This is a genomic window from Dyella sp. (assembly GCF_036746095.1).
Taxonomy (GTDB): domain Bacteria; phylum Pseudomonadota; class Gammaproteobacteria; order Xanthomonadales; family Rhodanobacteraceae; genus Dyella_B.
Window position 1 is genome coordinate 1 of the sequence record NZ_DAIOEU010000019.1, and the last position, 16707, is coordinate 16707.

12 protein-coding genes are annotated in these 16707 nt (G+C 63.3%); 6 read left to right on the top strand and 6 right to left on the bottom strand.

The window, feature by feature from the left end; translation table 11 throughout:
• The 3 genes from groL to V7M64_RS10055 form a co-directional block, all read left to right on the top strand.
• Positions 1–1233: chaperonin GroEL (groL, locus tag V7M64_RS10045; RefSeq protein WP_333679008.1), on the top strand; the 1233-nt coding region annotated here is incomplete at its 5' end.
• A 241-nt stretch (positions 1234–1474) separates the two neighbouring features.
• Positions 1475–2242: a hypothetical protein gene (locus tag V7M64_RS10050; RefSeq protein WP_333679009.1), complete on the top strand. Its 768-nt coding sequence runs from the start codon at positions 1475–1477 to the stop codon at positions 2240–2242.
• Positions 2243–2441: 199 nt separating this feature from the next.
• Entirely contained in the window at positions 2442–3185 is a 744-nt protein-coding gene (locus tag V7M64_RS10055) for an MHYT domain-containing protein (protein ID WP_333679010.1), read from the top strand.
• 124 nt (positions 3186–3309) lie between these two features.
• Here the strand turns inward: V7M64_RS10055 and V7M64_RS10060 are convergent, their stop codons facing one another.
• Complete coding sequence (locus V7M64_RS10060) at positions 3310–5211, bottom strand: LTA synthase family protein (protein WP_333679011.1); 1902 nt, start codon at positions 5209–5211, stop codon at positions 3310–3312.
• A gap of 209 nt (positions 5212–5420) precedes the next feature.
• Positions 5421–6869, bottom strand: a complete 1449-nt coding sequence (cysG, locus tag V7M64_RS10065; RefSeq protein WP_333679012.1) for a siroheme synthase CysG — start codon at positions 6867–6869, stop codon at positions 5421–5423.
• Positions 6870–7178: 309 nt separating this feature from the next.
• Between cysG and V7M64_RS10070 the strand changes: the two genes are divergently transcribed.
• Both V7M64_RS10070 and V7M64_RS10075 read left to right on the top strand, forming a co-directional pair.
• Positions 7179–8183 (top strand): LysR substrate-binding domain-containing protein, encoded by a 1005-nt coding sequence (locus V7M64_RS10070; protein ID WP_333679013.1) that lies wholly within the window; start codon positions 7179–7181, stop codon positions 8181–8183.
• Positions 8184–8403: 220 nt separating this feature from the next.
• The gene (locus V7M64_RS10075) at positions 8404–8919 is read left to right on the top strand and encodes a DUF4019 domain-containing protein (protein WP_333679014.1); all 516 of its coding nucleotides are present in this window, start codon (positions 8404–8406) and stop codon (positions 8917–8919) included.
• 123 nt (positions 8920–9042) lie between these two features.
• Here V7M64_RS10075 and V7M64_RS10080 read toward each other — a convergent pair whose 3' ends face one another.
• The 4 genes from V7M64_RS10080 to V7M64_RS10095 all read right to left on the bottom strand — a co-directional run bounded on the left by V7M64_RS10080 (position 9043) and on the right by V7M64_RS10095 (position 15198).
• A complete protein-coding gene (locus V7M64_RS10080) occupies positions 9043–10788 on the bottom strand; it encodes a bifunctional sulfate adenylyltransferase/adenylylsulfate kinase (RefSeq protein WP_333679015.1) in 1746 nt (581 codons plus the stop codon).
• A 188-nt stretch (positions 10789–10976) separates the two neighbouring features.
• On the bottom strand, positions 10977–11699 hold the full coding sequence (locus tag V7M64_RS10085; RefSeq protein ID WP_333679016.1) for a phosphoadenylyl-sulfate reductase: 723 nt from the start codon (positions 11697–11699) through the stop codon (positions 10977–10979).
• Complete coding sequence (gene cysI, locus V7M64_RS10090; protein ID WP_333679017.1) at positions 11696–13393, bottom strand: assimilatory sulfite reductase (NADPH) hemoprotein subunit; 1698 nt, start codon at positions 13391–13393, stop codon at positions 11696–11698. The genes V7M64_RS10085 and cysI overlap by 4 nt, the downstream gene beginning before the upstream one ends.
• 8 nt (positions 13394–13401) lie before the next feature.
• A complete protein-coding gene (locus tag V7M64_RS10095; protein ID WP_333679018.1) occupies positions 13402–15198 on the bottom strand; it encodes an assimilatory sulfite reductase (NADPH) flavoprotein subunit in 1797 nt (598 codons plus the stop codon).
• 239 nt (positions 15199–15437) lie between these two features.
• Here V7M64_RS10095 and V7M64_RS10100 point away from each other — a divergent pair, with 239 nt between their 5' ends.
• The gene (locus V7M64_RS10100; protein WP_333679019.1) at positions 15438–16646 is read left to right on the top strand and encodes a porin; all 1209 of its coding nucleotides are present in this window, start codon (positions 15438–15440) and stop codon (positions 16644–16646) included.
• Positions 16647–16707 lie beyond the last annotated feature (61 nt).

Below are 16707 nucleotides of genomic sequence, written 5' to 3' on the forward strand. Positions count from 1 at the left end.
ACCGCTGACGACAAGGCCATCGCCCAGGTCGGCACCATCTCCGCCAACTCCGACGTCGCCATCGGCGACATCATCGCCACCGCGATGAAGAAGGTCGGCAAGGAAGGCGTGATCACGGTGGAAGAAGGCTCGGGCCTGGAGAACGAGCTGGACGTGGTCGAGGGCATGCAGTTCGATCGCGGCTACCTTTCGCCGTACTTCATCAACAACCAGCAGAGCCAGCAGGTCGAGCTGGAAGACCCGTTCATCCTGCTGTACGACAAGAAGATCTCCAACGTGCGCGAGCTGCTGCCGGTGCTGGAAGGCGTCGCCAAGGCCGGCAAGCCGTTGCTGATCGTGGCCGAGGAAGTGGAAGGCGAAGCGCTGGCCACCCTGGTGGTCAACACCATCCGCGGCATCGTCAAGGTTGCCGCCGTGAAAGCGCCGGGCTTCGGTGACCGCCGCAAGGCAATGCTGGAAGACATGGCCATCCTCACCAACGGCCAGGTCATCTCCGAAGAAGTCGGCCTGCAACTTGAGAAGGCCACTGTGCAGGATCTGGGCCGCGCCAAGAAGATCGTGGTGACCAAGGAAAACACCACCATCATCGACGGTGCCGGCGAAGCCGAGAAGATCCAGGCCCGCATCAAGCAGATCAAGGCACAGATCGAAGAGACCACCTCCGACTACGACCGCGAGAAGCTGCAGGAACGCGTGGCCAAGCTGGCCGGCGGCGTGGCCGTGATCAAGGTCGGTGCTGCCACCGAAGTCGAAATGAAGGAAAAGAAGGCTCGCGTCGAAGACGCCCTGCACGCCACGCGCGCAGCCGTTGAAGAAGGCGTGGTGCCTGGTGGTGGCGTGGCGCTGATCCGCGCGCTCAGTGCCATCGACAACCTGAAGGGCGACAACGAAGACCAGAACCTCGGCATCGCCATCACCCGGCGTGCGTTGGAAGCGCCGCTGCGCGAGATCGTGGCCAACGCTGGCGCCGAGCCGTCCGTGATCGTCAACCAGGTCAAGGAAGGCAAGGGCAATTACGGCTACAACGCCGCCAATGGCGAGTTCGGCGACATGGTCGAGTTCGGCATCCTGGATCCGACCAAGGTCACTCGTTCGGCGCTGCAGTACGCCTCGTCGGTTGCCGGCCTGGCGATCACCACCGAAGCGATGGTGGCCGAGCTGCCGAAGAAGGAAGAGCACAACCATGGCGCACCCGGCGGCGGCATGGGCGGCATGGGTGGCATGGACTTCTGATCGTCCATCGCCCCTGGCGAGTGAAAGCAGAAAGCCCCGCGCGAGCGGGGCTTTCTTTTTATGCGCGGCGATCGTTCGCATGCATCGATGATGTACGGCGGCCCGTCATGCCGAAAACGGGTAGCGATTGCTTCGTGCGCATCAGGTTTTGGGTGTTCGATCACACTTGCTGGGATGGGCGCTCGTCGTAAATTTCACCATTCGTTTGCCAGCATCGATGGAACAGGGGGAGCTGCATTCGATGATCGAGCTGGAAATACACATCCTGTCGGATCGCCGGGAAGGATTGCTTGTCGAATTGGGCCGCGTGGTGATCGCCAGCGGATTCACGTTGTTGCGCCAGAGGGTCTATCAGGACAAACAGGGCGCGTGGCTGGCAATGGTGGTGCGCGGCGAACCGGAGCGCCAGCTTGGCCTGGAAGAAATGCTGGCCACGCACCATCGCGTGCTGAGCTTCGAGGCAACTTTGCTCGCGCCAGGCGCTGCCGCGCCATCGCCGGCGCCACGCGTTGCCGAAGCGACGGCAAGTAGTCCGGCACCGCCCTCGATCCGGCACATCGGGCCGGACGTGGGCAAGGTCGAAAGCATGCTGCCGCAGCTGGCGCGTGACTATCCCAAGATTTTTCCGTGGCTGCTTGCACTGGAACATGAGGTGGCAGCCGATGCGCGCGAGGCTTCGCTGCTGCTGGCCGGCCGGCGCACCGGTGCCTGGGTTTACAAGCGCGACTACGCCATGGGCGGCAAGCTGGGCCTGGCCGATGCGATCAAGCGCATCGCCATGCCCGCGCTGCGCGCGCTGGTGGCGACCGATGTACGCGAACGTCATTTCCATCTCCAGAATTGCCCGCTGTGTCCGCCCGGCGGACAGTCGGGCTGTCGGTTTTTCAGCGGTTATCTCGAAGGCATGCTGGGCGAGTCATCCTCACCGCAGAGTGTGTTCGTGCGCCACCTGCATTGCCGCAGCAGCAGCCATGGCCAAGGTGATTGCGTGCTGGAGGTTTCGCATTGAGGCGCATGTGGAGGGTATGCGCTTCGGATGCAGACAGAAGGGTCGTGAGCGAGGGAGCGGCATGCACGCATTCGTTGCTGATCACCTAGTACGGCAATACAACACGCAACACACGTCGGGACGATGCAGGCAAGCCCTGCGCAAGGACTGCCCGTCACGCGCATCACTGACTGTAGACACGCAACCGGAGGGGGAAGTCATGCCTGGGCATCAGCACTACAACACGTTGCTGGTTCTGCTTTCGTACGCGGTATCCGTGCTCGGATCGTTCACTGCCTTGCAGCTGGCGGTTGCCATTCCGCTGGCGCGAACCATGCGGCAGCGCCTGATGGCGGTGCTCGCGGCGGGCGCGGCGATGGGCGTGGGAGGTATCTGGGCCATGCATTTCATCGCCATGCTTGCTTGCGACATGGGCATGCCGGTGAGTTACGACCCGGTGCTGACGGCACTGTCTGCCGTCATCGGTTTCGCGGCATGTTCGCTGGGCCTGTTCATTGCGAGCAGCGGGGCCTTCAGTTGGGCCAAGCTCGCCGCGGCGGGAATCTGCATGGGCCTGGGCGTCACCGGCATGCACTATCTGGGCATGGCTGCGGTGATGATGGCTGCGTACACCACTTACAACATGAACCTGGTCGCCGCTTCCTTGCTGATTGCCATCGTCGCTTCCGTGGTTGCTCTGTGGTTGGCCTTTAACCTGCGTGGCCGCATACAGATGATCGGCAGCGCGCTGGTGATGGGGGTGGCCGTGTGCGGCATGCACTACACCGGCATGGCGGCTTTCAATATCGAGGACGACGGCGGCCAGTTGCCGGCGGGTTTTGCCAGCGGCATGCGCGGCGGCAATCTCGGCGCGAGCATTTTCATCGTCACCGTGCTGCTGCTGGCGGCCGCACTGATCATTCATCACCGGCGGCAGCAGCGGCGAGCGGCGATCAGCATTTGATGGAAGGGTGCGGGAATATCGCTCGTCCCGTCTAAGGGCGTGCCCAATGGCACGCCGCTCATTGCAGCAAGGCGTGGCGCAATAAGGCGGATGCTCTAAACGCAGCGCGCCTCGAGCATCGCCCTCAGTGGTGCATGCCGATGGCCACGGAACCCGGCAGGCCCTGCTCGTTGTCCTGTTTGGCCACGGCCGTGTTGGCGGGGAGCAGGCTGGCCGGCAGCAGCTTGTCCAGCTTGCCTTTCATACGCAGCACGGCAACGCTGGCCATGTCTTTGTCGAACAGTTGTTGTTGCGCATCCAGCGTGGGCGGCGTGGCGCCCGGGGCGTAGGTGAGCCTGGCGAGCGAGGGTGCAAGCACTTGCGTCAGTGCGAAATAGGCATCGTCGTGAATCCCGGCGCGTTCCAGCAGCATGCCGGGCAACATCCACGATGCCATGTCGATACGCTGCGGCTGCCCCGGATTGCGCGGATCGACCAGCAGCCAGGTACCGGTCTGCGACAGCATGCCCTGGCCGTCGACGAAGCCGGTAGCGCGGAATGCCTCGCTGAGACCCGGCAGGTGATCGCCATAGAACAACAGCAAAGTGGGACGGCTGCGCTTGGCGAGCATGTCAGCCAGGCGGCCCAATTCGGCATCTGCATGCTGCATGTGGTACAGGTAGGTTTGTACTTCAACCTTGTCCTTGGCGCTGACCGCGGCCGGTACCGGCATGGCGTCGCGCGCGGCGGGTTCTTTCGGCGGCACGTCGTACGGTCCATGCGCTTCCAGGCTGATCGCGAACAGGAACTGCGGCGGGCCGGAGTCCTTCAGTTGCGCCATGATCTCGTTCGTCATCGCGCTGTCGGCCATGTATTTGCCGTCCATCGGCGCGTTGGCCGGGAAGCTCGATTGCGAGACGAAGCGATCAAAACCCAGCGCCTTGAACGCCGTGTTGCGATTCCAGAAGGTCGGGTCGTTGCCGTGAATGGCGATCGTTTCGTAGCCATGCGCGCGCAAGGTGCGCACCATGCTCGGCACGACCTTGTCGTGCAGTTGCAGGTATGGGAACTGCATGTTGCTGAAATAGCGCAGCGACAGCCCGGTGAGCACTTCGAATTCGGTGCGGATGGTGCCGCCGCCGTAGGTAGGTACGTGCAACGGGCCGCTCATGCCTTCTGTAGCCAGGCGGTCGAGATTGGGCGTGAGTTTGGCGTTTTCGTAGCCATGCACGATGCTTGGATCGAAGAACGACTCGCTCTGGATCACCACGATGTCGGGCAATGTGGTGTCACGGCCCACAGGCGTGTGCATGCGTGCGCGCAATGCGTCGCCGGTGGTCTGCAGCAAGCTGCTTACAGCGTTGGGATCGGCCTTTTCTTTTGTGCGCCGATCCTGCAGGTGGAACATCACCAGCGAGCTGACCAGGCCGGAATGAGTGGTGGTGGCCGCGGCAGACCACGGCTCCATCCACAATTTGTGACCGTTATACAGGCTGCGCCAGCCCGGCATGCCTAGTAGCAGGGTCGCCAGCGTGGCGCCGAGCAAGGTACCGGCCACCACGCGCCGGCCGCCCGTGCGCGGTGCAAACAGTGGCGGCTCATAGCGCCACATGGTGACAATGGCCGCGATACCGCCAAGCAGGGCCAGGTAGGGCCAAGGGCTATGCGGCAGGTAGCTGCCCAGCACGTGCAGGCCGCCCTTGTGCAACTGGTCCACCATGCGGAAATCGGCCGGCAACAGTGGCGTGCCGAGGTTGGCCACCTTCAAGGCATTGACCCCATACACCACCACCAGCGCCAGGTAGGCAAGGCCGAAGGAGAGCAGGGTGCGCCGGGTCAGGATCAGCAACAGCAGGGCCAGCATCAGCCCGGGCATGGCATTGGCCAGCGGGAGCGCCGGATGCGCCACCAGTTGGGAGGCCGTTACCCCCTGGTTGCCATCCAGCAGGCCGGTCAGCAGGACGAACGCCGCCATCATCGCCAGCACCAGGAGGGTGCGTACAGCGACGGACCGTTTGGATAGCAGCGTGGGAGAAACCAGGGGCATCGAAGTCCGGATCTGTCATCTGGGGAGATGCGGACTGTAACGTGACTGACATGAATCGGTTGTCAGCCACCTGGCTGGGGTCCGTAGAGGTTCATGCCGCTGGCGGGCAAGCTTCAGGAAGACGAAAGAAATCTCAAAAAACCCTTACGGCGCCATGATGGGCATGGATGGGCTCTGTCCGGTTCGGGCAAGGCTTGGGCATAGCAAAGTCATGCCGCATCGGCCAGCGAGCGAGGTACCGCAACACAGTGCACGGGTTCGCCAAGCAGCTCGCCGTACCAATGCGCGGCCTCGGCTTGTGCGGCTACCTCGCCCAGGACGAGCAAGGCCGGGGCACTGATCGCATGGCGTGCCACGAGGGTCGGCAGTACGCCCAACGTACCGGTCAAGGTGCGCTGCTGCGGCAGCGATCCGTTCTCGATCAAGGCAAACGGTGTGTTGGCGGCACGGCCATGTGCGAGCAATTGCAGGGTGAGCTCATCGAGCTGGCTGACGCCCATGTAGATCGCCAGCGTTTGACGCTCGCGCGCCAGATCCGACCAATCCAGCGTGTTGAAGGACTGCTGGCAGTGCGCGGTGACCAATCGCACCGATTGCGCATGATCGCGATGCGTCAGCGGTATGCCGCTGTAGGCGGCGCAGGCGAGTGCGGCGGTAATGCCCGGCACCACTTCATACGCGATGCCGTGCTCGCGCAAGAAAGCCAGTTCTTCGCCGCCGCGGCCGAACACGAAAGGATCGCCGCCTTTCAAGCGCACCACGCGCTTTCCTGCACGCGCATGTTCGAGCAATAGTGCATGAATCGTCGCTTGTGGCGTATGCAGCGCGCCGCCGCGTTTGCCTACTGCGATACGTTCGGCATCGCGGCGAGCGAGGTCGAGGATCGGCGCGCTGATCAGTGCGTCGTGCAGAATCACATCCGCCTCGTTGAGCGCACGCAACGCGCGCAACGTGAGCAAGCCCGGGTCACCCGGCCCTGCGCCCACGAGTACCACGGTGCCGGGAATTTGCGCTTCCTTTCGATGCGCCAGGGCGGCGACAAGCTGTCGTTCCGCTTGCACGGGATGCGCAGCACGCAGCGATGCATGCACGGTACCCTCATGCAGCCATTCGTATAAGCGCCGGCGCGCAGCAAGATCGCCGTAACGCGCACGAATGCGCGCGCGATAACGCTGTGCAAGGCGCAACAGCGAACCCACGGCAGGATCGAGCAAGCGCTCGATACGTTCGCGCAGGCGACGCGCCAGCATGGACGCCGCACCGCCGCGGGAGATCGCCGCCAACAGCGGGGAGCGGTCAAGCGCGCCTGGTATTTGAAAGCTGGAAAGCGATGCGTCGTCGACCACATTCACCCATCGCTGCACGGCATGGCCATCGGCAGCGATACGTGCGTTGAGGGGACGTGAACGCGTGGCCGCAATGACCAGCCATGCGCCATCGAGCCATTCGGGCTGGTAAGTCCCCGCGCACCAGGTAATTCGTTCCAACTGCAACCATTCCCGCAACTCCGGCACCAGCACCGCTGCGCCCACGGTGACGCGAGCACCGGCTTTCAACAGCATGGCCGTTTTTCGAGCCGCCACGTCCCCGCCGCCCACCACCAGCACGTGGCGGTCCCGAAGATCGGCATATAGCGGGTAAAGCGGCATGGAGCGCATCCGGCATGCAGGATTGAAATGCCACGCTAACGCCGTCATCGAGCGTTAGGAAATGGCTGCTCGGCCGGAAGATATGGCTGGACGGCATAGGTTTTCAGCCCATCACGCAGAAAAGACTTATAGATGTATAGACGTCCAAATAACGCTGTGTTAAGGTCGATGGACGACTGGTACACAAACCGGCAAGGGTGTGGGGATTGTGATGAAACGCTGTTCAGGGTGGTCCATGAGCTGCATGTGCTTCGGCACGATGTACTTCGACAAACGTCGAGCTAACCCCTGCGCACGATTCACCCTGGAGCCGATCTCATGACCCTCACGCAACTTCGCTACATCGTCGCCATCGCCGACGCCGGTCTCAACATCACCCTCGCCGCCGATAACGTCCACGCCACCCAGTCCGGCATCAGCAAGCAGCTCAAGCAACTGGAAGGCGAACTGGGTTTCCAGGTATTTACTCGCCGCGGCAAGAGCCTGGACGCGGTCACTCCCGCTGGCGGACAGGTGCTGGAGCGGGCGCGCAGCATCCTGCACGAGGCACGCAACATCCGGGCGCTGGCCGCCAACCTGCGCGAAGAAGCACAGGGCGAGCTGTCGGTAGCCACCACGCACACCCAGGCGCGCTTCGTGCTGCCCGAGGCCATCGCGCGCCTCAAGCAGCAGTACCCGGATCTTGGCGTGCACATCCGCCCGCAAGGCGAAGGCCGTGTCATCGGCCTGTTCGAAAGCGGCGAGGTGGACCTGGTCATCGTCAGCACCAGCGGCCAGGCGCCGGAGGGCGGTATCGCCGTGCCGTTGTTCCGCTGGTATCGCCGCGCAGTGGTGCCGCAGGGACACCCGCTGGCCAAGCTGGGCCGGCCGCTGCGCATCGAAGACCTGGCCGAATACCCGCTGGTCAGCTACGAATCCTCCCTGCAACCCGAATCGTCGCTGCGGCGGGCCTTTGCCGCCGCAGCACTGACTCCGCGCATCGCCTGCACCTCGGCCGACGCGGATTTGATCAAGACCTACGTACTCGCCGGCCTGGGCGTGGGCATCCTCGCCGAAATGGCGGTCACCCCGGCCGACCGCGAGCTGGTCGCGCTCGACATCGACAAACTGCTGCCGATCTGCACCAGCTGGATGGTGCTGCGCCGGGACCACGTATTGCGCAGCTATGTGGCGCAATTTGCCCGGCTGGTGGCGCCGCAGATCGACGAAGCGGAATTGCGCCGCGTGGTGGCTGGCCACGCCGAGCCCAATTGGCCCGCTCCGCCGCTGTGGAATGCATTGCAGCACCGCCACGTCCGGCGGCCGGTAACGCGCGCGGCCTGATACGAAAAAGCTTTCCTGCAAGAAAATGCATCGCTTTCCGTGTACGTGCCGGAAAGGTGGGGTCTGCGTTGTCCGAAAGCAGAGGCGCACAGGTTTTTAAATCCAGGCCGACGGCGCAGGCCTTGATCACCGTGACACCATGGCGCGTGCTTCGCTGCACGCATGGCCGCAGGTGCTTGTGTCCCAGCGGATCATTCACGGTTTTCATCAGGAGAATTTCATGGCACGTAAAGTTTCGTCCGCAACCAAGCGCCTGGCGTCCAGCGCCTTGGCTTCGGCAATGCTGTTGGGCGCGGGTACGGCAATGGCGCAAAACCTCGATCTGGACAAGGCAGTGTCGACGGCCGGCAAATGGATGGCGCAGGCTGATGCCGGCAAGGCCGACGCCATGTGGAAGGCCAGCAGCCCGACCATGCAGAAGAGCGTCACACAGGACAACTGGAGCAAGTACATCACCAGCTTGCGCGGTGCCGTAGGCAATGAATCGGAGCGCAACTGGATCGGTGTCAACAAGATCGACAACCCGAAGGACCTGCCGGCCGGCCAGTACCTCAACGTGATCTATGCCACCAAGTTCGCCAAGGCGATGGCGGTGGAAACCGTGTCGCTGGCGAAGGGTTCCTCCGGTTGGCAACCGATCGGCTACATCGTGCGCGACGCGAATCCGAAAGCGCCAGCAGCCAGCAACGGCAACGCCGCCCCATCCGCTCCTGCGGCTCAGCCGCCAGGCAAGTAAGCAACCTAGGTTGGGGTGAGCGGCGCGCGAACCCCAGCCATTCCAGATACCTGCATGTCATGTTGGGGTTTGGCTGGACTGCGCTTCACCCCAACCGACATGCACAGCGGCGTTTTCAATGGCTCATGCCAGCGCTTGCGTCTGCAACCACTCCAGCACCTTGTCAGCCGCTTCGCTCACCGACACCTGGCTGGTATCGATGCGCAGCTCCGGCGTTACCGGCGTTTCGTAGGGATCGTCGATACCGGTAAAGCCCTTGATCTTTCCGGCGCGCGCGGCAGCATACAGGCCCTTGCGATCGCGCGCTTCGCAGATTTCCAGAGGCGTGGAAACATGGATTTCAACGAAACGCCCATGCGCTTCCACCAGTTGCCGCGCTTCGGCGCGTGCGTTGGCATAGGGCGCGATGGGTGCGCAGATTACGATGCCGCCGTGACGCACCACTTCGCTGGCCACGAAACCGATGCGCGTGATGTTGGCGTCGCGATCCTCGCGCGAGAATCCCAAGCCCTTCGACAGATGCCGGCGTACTTCATCGCCATCCAGCACCGTCACCGGACGGCTGCTGGTTTCCAGCAGCCGCGACACCACCGCTTGCGCCAAGGTGGATTTGCCTGAGCCGGAAAGGCCGGTAAAGAACAGCGCCAGTCCCTGGCGTGCATTGGCGGGATGACGCTCGCGCAGGATCTTCACCACGTCCGGGAAGGTGAACCATTCCGGGATCGGCTCGCCGTTGTGCAAACGGCGGCGCAACTCGGTGCCGGAAATATCGCGCACCTCATCGTCCGGGCGTACCTCAGTCTGCGGCACATAGGTATCGCGATTGGCGGCATACACCATCGCCGGAAATGGCACGACCTCGATGCCGAGTTCGTCCTGATGCTTGGCCAGCAGTTGTTGCGCGGCGTAAGGATCGTAGAACGGCTTGCCTTCCGCGTCCTTGCCGGGGCCGGCGTGGTCGCGGCCGACGATGAAGTGGCTGGCGCCGTAGTTCTTGCGGATGATCGCATGCCACAGCGCCTCGCGCGGACCGCCCATGCGCATCGCCAGCGGCAGCAGTGCCAGCGTGGCCAGGCCCGGCGGATAGTGCTCCAGCAAGGCGCGATAGCAGCGCACGCGCGTGTAGTGATCGACGTCGCCGGGTTTGGTGCGGCCCACCGATGGTTGGATCAACAGCTTCGCGCCCACCTTTTCGGCTGCACGCAAGGTCAACTCGCGATGTGCGCGATGCATCGGGTTGCGCGTCTGGAACGCGACGATGCGATGCCAGCCGTGCTGATGGAACCAGTCGCGCAATTCGCGCGGGCTGAGGCGCAGCGACGTGAAGTCGTAATGCGGCGGCGGCTGGATACCTTGCACGCGTCCACCCAGGTAGACCGAGCCGGTGCGATCCAGCAATTCGGCCACGCCAGGGTGCGTGCGATCGGTGGTGCCGAACACGCGGCGGGCTTCCTCGATGCGGTCGGGGAAATACACATCCTCCACCGTCAGCACGGCCAGCGGCGTGCCTTGCGTGTCGTTGAGGCTGATCTGCGCGTTTTCGCCCAGCTTTGCCGCAAATGCTTCATCCACGTCCAGCACGATCGGGATCGGCCACAGCGTGCCGTCGGCCAAGCGCATCTCGTTCACCACGCCGTCGTAGTCCGCGCGGCCGAGAAACCCTTGCAACGGTGAAAAGCCGCCATTGAGCAGCAATTCCAGATCGCACAGCTGGCGCTGGTTGAGCGTCCATTGTGGCAGCGATGCACTGCGTCGCTTCAGTGCCTCGGCTTCGGCGGCCGGAAGATACAGCTCGCGCAACACGCCGCCATGCGGCGCGATCAACGCTTCGAGTTCAGCCGAGGCAAGTTCGGCGGCAAGGGCTTTCATGGTGTTTCCTCAGATTATCGGGGCGGTCTTTTTTAGAGCTGAATGGAGAAGAGTGAGAAGTGAGAGTGGCGAACCTAAGAGCTTGGGCAACGAATTACTTGGCAAAGAAGAATTCCAACAGCCTGGGGTGCTGATGTTTGCTGCAGGCTTGCTCCCACTTCTCACTCATCTCCACTCGGGCTTCGCTTTCATACGTCCAGGTGCAATCCGCATTCGCGCTTGATGCCGAAAAAACGGGTGTCCTCTTCACGCATGCCGGGTTCCCAGCGGCGTGTGGTGTGCGTATCGCCAATGGAGACATAACCTTTGTCCCACAAGGGGTGATAGGGCAGGTCATGGCGGCGCAGATACAGGCCGACGTCGCGGTCGGTCCAGTCGACGATGGGGTGCACTTTCCAGCGCCCATGCCGATGGTCCAGCACCGACGCCGCGGCACGGCTCAGCGACTGCTGCCGGCGCAGGCCGGCGAACCACGTGCCGGCGCCCAGGTCGGTCAGCGCCTGCTGCATAGGCTCCACCTTGGCCAGCCGGTTGTAGTGATCAAGCCCTTCACGCCCCTGATTCCACAGTTCGCCATGGCGCGCCTGCAGCCAGGCGGGCGAAAGGCTAGGGCGGATCACGTGGAGATTGAGCGAAAGGCGTTCGGTCAGCTCGTCGATGAAACGGTAGGTTTCGGGGAACAGATAACCGGTATCGATCACGATCACCGGAATGTCCGGCACGCGCTGCGACAGCAGGTGCAGTGACACCGCCGACTGGGCGCCGAAGCTGGATGAAAGCACGTGCCGGCCGGGCAGGTGTTCCAGCGCCCAATCCACGCGCTCTTCGGCGTTGAGCGCAAGCAGCCTGGCGGCCAGCTTGTCGCGCGCACGCGCGTCCAGCGCTGCTTGTTCGGTCGAGGGCAGGGTCATGCGAAAACCTCCGCATCGATGGCGTGGCGTGCGGTGGGGAGCGCGCCGCTGCGCACGAGGAAGTCGCCGAAACGTTCGTGTTCGTTCCGCTCGGCGGCGTAGCGGGCGAACAACTTGTCCAGTTCGGCGAGGATCTCGCCTTCGTCGATGTTTTCACGCACGACGCGATTGAGTCGGCGGCCGGCAAAGTCCGCGCCCAGGCGCAAGTCGTAACGGCCGATGGCGCGGCCGATCAAGGCGATTTCACCCAGGTACGGGCGTGAGCAGCCGTTCGGGCAGCCGGAAAGGCGCAACAGGATCGGCTCGTCGCGCAACCCATGTTGTTCGAGCAACGCTTCCAGCTTCGGCAGCAATTGCGGCAGATAGCGTTCGCTTTCGGCCATCGCCAAGCCGCAGGTCGGCAGGGCGACGCAGGCGACCGTGTGGCGGCGAATGCCGCTCAGCCGGCGGTAGCTGTCCAGCTTGTACTCGGCCACCAGCGCATCGATGCGTTCGCGCTGCGCCGCCGGTACATTGGCAATGATCAGGTTCTGGTTGCAGGTCAGCCGGAAATCGCCTTGATGCACCTCGGCGATGGCGCGCAGGCCGCTCAAATGCGGTGCTTCCGGCGCATCGGCAAGTCGCCCCGATTCGATCTGCAAGGTGAGATGCCAGCGGCCGTCGTCGCCTTCGGTCCAGCCGTACCGGTCGCCGTTGTGATCGAAGTGATAGGGGCGCGACGGCTGCAACGCGAAACCCAGGCGTTGTTCCAGCTTCGCCTTGAATGCGGACACGCCCATCCGGTCGATGGTGTACTTCAGGCGTGCATGCTTGCGCTCCACGCGATCGCCATGATCGCGTTGCACTTCGATCACGGCTTCGGCGGTACGCAGCAATTGTTCCGGCTCGACAAAGCCGATCACGCTGCCCAGGCGCGGGTAGGTGCTGGCATCGCCATGGCTTGCGCCCATGCCGCCGCCGACGGCGACGTTGAAGCCCAGCAGTTCGCCATGCTCGATGATGGCGATAAGGCCAAGGTCCTGCGCAAACACGTCCGCATCGTTGGTGGGCGGTACGGCAATGCCAATCTTGAACTTGCGCGGCAGATAGGTGGGACCGTACAGCGGCTCGCTCTCTTCCTCGCCGCCGGCAACCAGCTTTTCGTCCAGCCAGATCTCGTGATATGCGCGCGTCTTCGGCTTGAGATGGTCCGACAGGCGCTCTGCCCAGCGATAGGCGATGCGATGCGCCGGGGTCTCCACCGGATTGGCGCTGGCGACCACGTTGCGATTCACGTCGCCGCAGGCGGCAATGGTGCTGACCAGCACGTGGTTCATCGCGGCAATCGACCGCTTCAGGTCACGCTTGAGAATGCCGTGCAACTGGAACGTCTGGCGCGTGGTGATGCGCAGCGTGTGGTTGGCCCAGGTGCGCGCGATGTGGTCGAACGACAGCCATTGCGCCGGACTCAGCACGCCGCCGGCCAAGCGTGCGCGCACCATGAACTGGTAGGCAGGTTCAAGCTTTTGCTTGCGGCGTTCCTCACGCAGGTCGCGATCGTCTTGCTGGTAGCTGCCGTGGAACTTCAGCAGTTTGTTGTCGTCTTCGCTGATCGCGCCGGTGACCGGGTCGGCCAGGCTCTCCACCAAGGTGCCGCGCAGGAAGCGGCTGTTCGCCTTGATGCGTTCAAGTTCGGAAAGGGCTGCATCGCTCATTGCGTACCTCAATACACATCGCGGGCGTAACGGCCCTGCTGGATCAACTGGCTCAACCAGGCTTCGGCGTCTTCGCTCGAGCGTGCGCCGTGTTCGGCGACGACCGCGACCAATGCCTTGTGCACGTCCTTGGCCATCCGATTGGCGTCGCCGCAGACGTACAGATGCGCACCGCTTTCCAGCCATTCGTAGACGCGGCGCCCTTGTTCGAGCAAGCGATGTTGTACATACAGCTTCTCGGCCTGATCGCGCGAGAACGCAAGATCGATGCGATGCAGCTGCCCGTTCTTCAACGCCTGCTGCCATTCGACCTGGTACAGGAAGTCCGAATGGAAATGCGGGTTGCCGAACACCAGCCAGTTGCGTCCGCTGGCGCCGCGTTCGGCACGTTCCTGCACGAAGGCACGATAGGGCGCGATGCCGGTGCCCGCACCGATCATGAGAATGTCGCGATCGTCGGCCGGCAAGTGGAAGCGCTCGTTGGCTTCGACGAAGACCGGCACGTTTTCGCCTTCCGCCTGCCAGGCAAGATAGCGGCTTGCCGCACCCCAGCGTGCTTCGCCGTCCAGGGCGTAATCGACATGGCTGACGGTGAGGTGCACTTCGTCGCTAACCACGGATTGAGCGGAAGCGATGGAATACAGGCGCGGCGCCAGCGGACGCAGCGCGGTGACGAGTGTTTCTGCTGTCCATCCGGCGGGATGGCGACGTAACAGATCCAGCACCTGCCAGCGCGAGAACAGATCGGCCAGGGTGTCGCGCGCGGTCGGCGCCAGCAGTTCACGCAGCTGGGCATTGCCGCTGCGCTCGGCATGCGCGGCGAAGAACGGGCGGGTCAGCTGAGTCAGCTCGCGATGGGCGGCCAGCCAGGTGCGCAAAGCATGTTCTTCGTTGCCAATGCGAACCGCTGTATCGCCGTCCAGCTTCAGGGTGGTCAAGATCGCCTCGACCAGCGCCGGCGATTGCGTCGGCCAGATACCCAGTGCGTCACCCGGCGCGTAGTGCAGCCCGGAGCCGTCCAGAGAAAATTCCAGATGGCGCACATCGCGATCGCTGTCGCGGCCGGTGATGCGCTGGTTGAGCAACAGCGGCGCCTGGAACGGCTGTTCGCGATGCCACACCGGTCCGGTGCGCGCCGTGCGCAAGGTGGTGACCTTGGCCAGCGGGGCAGAGGTCTTCAGCTGTTCGCGCGCCTGCTGCAGCGCCTGTTCCAGCCATGGCTGCGCGACGGTCTCCAGATCGACATCCGCCTCGCCGGCGGTGAACAGGCGCTGCGCACCTAGCGCAGCCAGGCGTTCGTCAAGCTGGCGGCCGATGGCGCAGAAACTGGGATAGCTGGAATCGCCCAGGCCGAGCACGGCGTAGCGCAGTGCTTCCAGCTTGGGAGCGCGAGCGCTCGCCAGGAATTCGACCAGCGCGCGTGAATCATCCGGCGGCTCGGCATCGCCTTGCGTGCTGATTACCACGTAAAGCAGCCGTTCCTGCTTCAATTCACGCGTGGCATACGCATCCGCACGCACCACCCGCACCGCCAGGCCGGCCGCGGAGGCGCGGCGAGCCAGGTCTTCGGCCAATCGCTTGGCATTGCCGGTCTGGCTGCCGTACAGCACGGTGAGGCGGCCCTGCGCTTCCGGCGCTGCGGCAGGTTCCGCGGCCGTGTGCTTGCCGGCCGGCAGGCGCTGGCCGGCGACGCCAGCGAGATAACCGGACAGCCACAGCAGTGCCGATGGTTCCAGCCCGTCGATCAGGCGCGCAACCAGGGGCTGCTTCTCTTCGGGCAATGGCGATAGTGTGGCGGCGGTCATCACATGCGTTCCTTGGACGTATAGACGTCCATCTGGTCTTAAGGATGTTAGGACTCCGTTTTTTGGCGAAGAAATGATGGGCCGGCATATCCGCATGCCATTCCCTCCTTTCCATCGCGGGAAACGCCGCGGGCAGCATGGAACTCAAGGACGCCGCCCCCCTACCCAGCCGGCGTTTTATCCAGGGACCGCTTCACCCATCCATCACAAGCGCCGCTATGGCGCCGGAGCCATCGACCATGCCGCGACGATCCAAGCCTGCCTTTGCCGTGCTAACGCTGGCCGCATCGGTTTTTTCCCTTGCGACGCTGGCGCCTTCCACAGCCAAGGCGGGCGACGACGATTGGCTCTATCACTGGCCTACGCACTACACGACGGGTGACGGCACCGATATCGGGCTGGTGTTGCGCTATCAGTACGACGTCAACAATTTTTCGCATGACGACAATAAATTCACGGATGCGGCCACGAATCGCCGCAAATACCTGGGTTTCTACGTGAAGAAACCGGGTGTCTACGATGCCAGCGTGTATTACGACTTCCAGTCCAAGCAATGGCAGGACGCATTCGCCCGCTTGCAGTCGAAGGCGGTGTTCGGCCAGGACTACGGCGCACTGCGTTTCGGCCAGAGCAAGACGCCGGTGAGCTTCGAAGGCGTGACCACCTCGACGCAGACCACCTTCATCGAGTTGGCACTGCCTTCGCAGGCGATTTACGAGAATCGCCGCGTCGGTGTCGATTGGGCCATCCAGCGCACGCACTGGCTGGCCAGTTTGGGTTATTACGGCGAAAACCTGGCAGGCAAGAATCACGGCCATACATTGGCGGCGCATGCGGTGTGGGTGCCGATCCACGAAGCCACCAATGTGCTGCACCTGGGCGTCGCCGCCTCGCAGGAGCGGCCCTACGGCCTGGTCAACGCGCTGGGCGTGCAGCAACCGGCCACGACCAGCTTCAAGGCGCCCCCGGAAGCGGGCCTCACCCCCGTCACCCTGGTCAGCTCCGGCACGCAGACCAACGTCGATCACATCAATCGTTTTGGGTTGGAAGAACTCTGGATCAACGGTCCCTGGTCGGTGCAGGGTGAGTATCTGCGCGCGCAGACCGTCTTCAACCTGCCCAAATCGAATTACGACCTCGACGGCTACTACGTTTTTGGCAGTTGGGTGCTCACGGGTGAATCACGCCAATATCACGATGGCAACGTCAGCAACGTGATGCCTTCGCATCCATGGGGAGCGCTGGAATTCGCCGTGCGCTACAGCGAGCTCAACCTCAACGATGGGCGGGTGCTGGGCGGCAAGGAGCACGATTGGACGGCCGGCGCCAACTGGTACGTCGGTTCGCATCTTCGCCTGCAGGCCAATGTGATCCGCGCGTTCAGCAACCGCAAGGGGCTGGTGATCGATCCGCACATTTTTGAGTTGCGGGCGGAAGTCTTTATCTGATGTGACGCCTCTCTCATGGGAGAGGGTTTTAAGCCATATGGATAGGACCAACCGTGCTTTC

Coding starts and splice junctions, on each gene's coding strand:
- V7M64_RS10050 (WP_333679009.1), top strand. CDS start 1,475: ATGATCGAGCTGGAAATACACATCCTGTCGGATCGCCGGGAAGGATTG.
- V7M64_RS10055 (WP_333679010.1), top strand. CDS start 2,442: ATGCCTGGGCATCAGCACTACAACACGTTGCTGGTTCTGCTTTCGTAC.
- V7M64_RS10060 (WP_333679011.1), bottom strand. CDS start 5,211: ATGCCCCTGGTTTCTCCCACGCTGCTATCCAAACGGTCCGTCGCTGTA.
- cysG (WP_333679012.1), bottom strand. CDS start 6,869: ATGCGCTCCATGCCGCTTTACCCGCTATATGCCGATCTTCGGGACCGC.
- V7M64_RS10070 (WP_333679013.1), top strand. CDS start 7,179: ATGACCCTCACGCAACTTCGCTACATCGTCGCCATCGCCGACGCCGGT.
- V7M64_RS10075 (WP_333679014.1), top strand. CDS start 8,404: ATGGCACGTAAAGTTTCGTCCGCAACCAAGCGCCTGGCGTCCAGCGCC.
- V7M64_RS10080 (WP_333679015.1), bottom strand. CDS start 10,788: ATGAAAGCCCTTGCCGCCGAACTTGCCTCGGCTGAACTCGAAGCGTTG.
- V7M64_RS10085 (WP_333679016.1), bottom strand. CDS start 11,699: ATGACCCTGCCCTCGACCGAACAAGCAGCGCTGGACGCGCGTGCGCGC.
- cysI (WP_333679017.1), bottom strand. CDS start 13,393: ATGAGCGATGCAGCCCTTTCCGAACTTGAACGCATCAAGGCGAACAGC.
- V7M64_RS10095 (WP_333679018.1), bottom strand. CDS start 15,198: ATGACCGCCGCCACACTATCGCCATTGCCCGAAGAGAAGCAGCCCCTG.
- V7M64_RS10100 (WP_333679019.1), top strand. CDS start 15,438: ATGCCGCGACGATCCAAGCCTGCCTTTGCCGTGCTAACGCTGGCCGCA.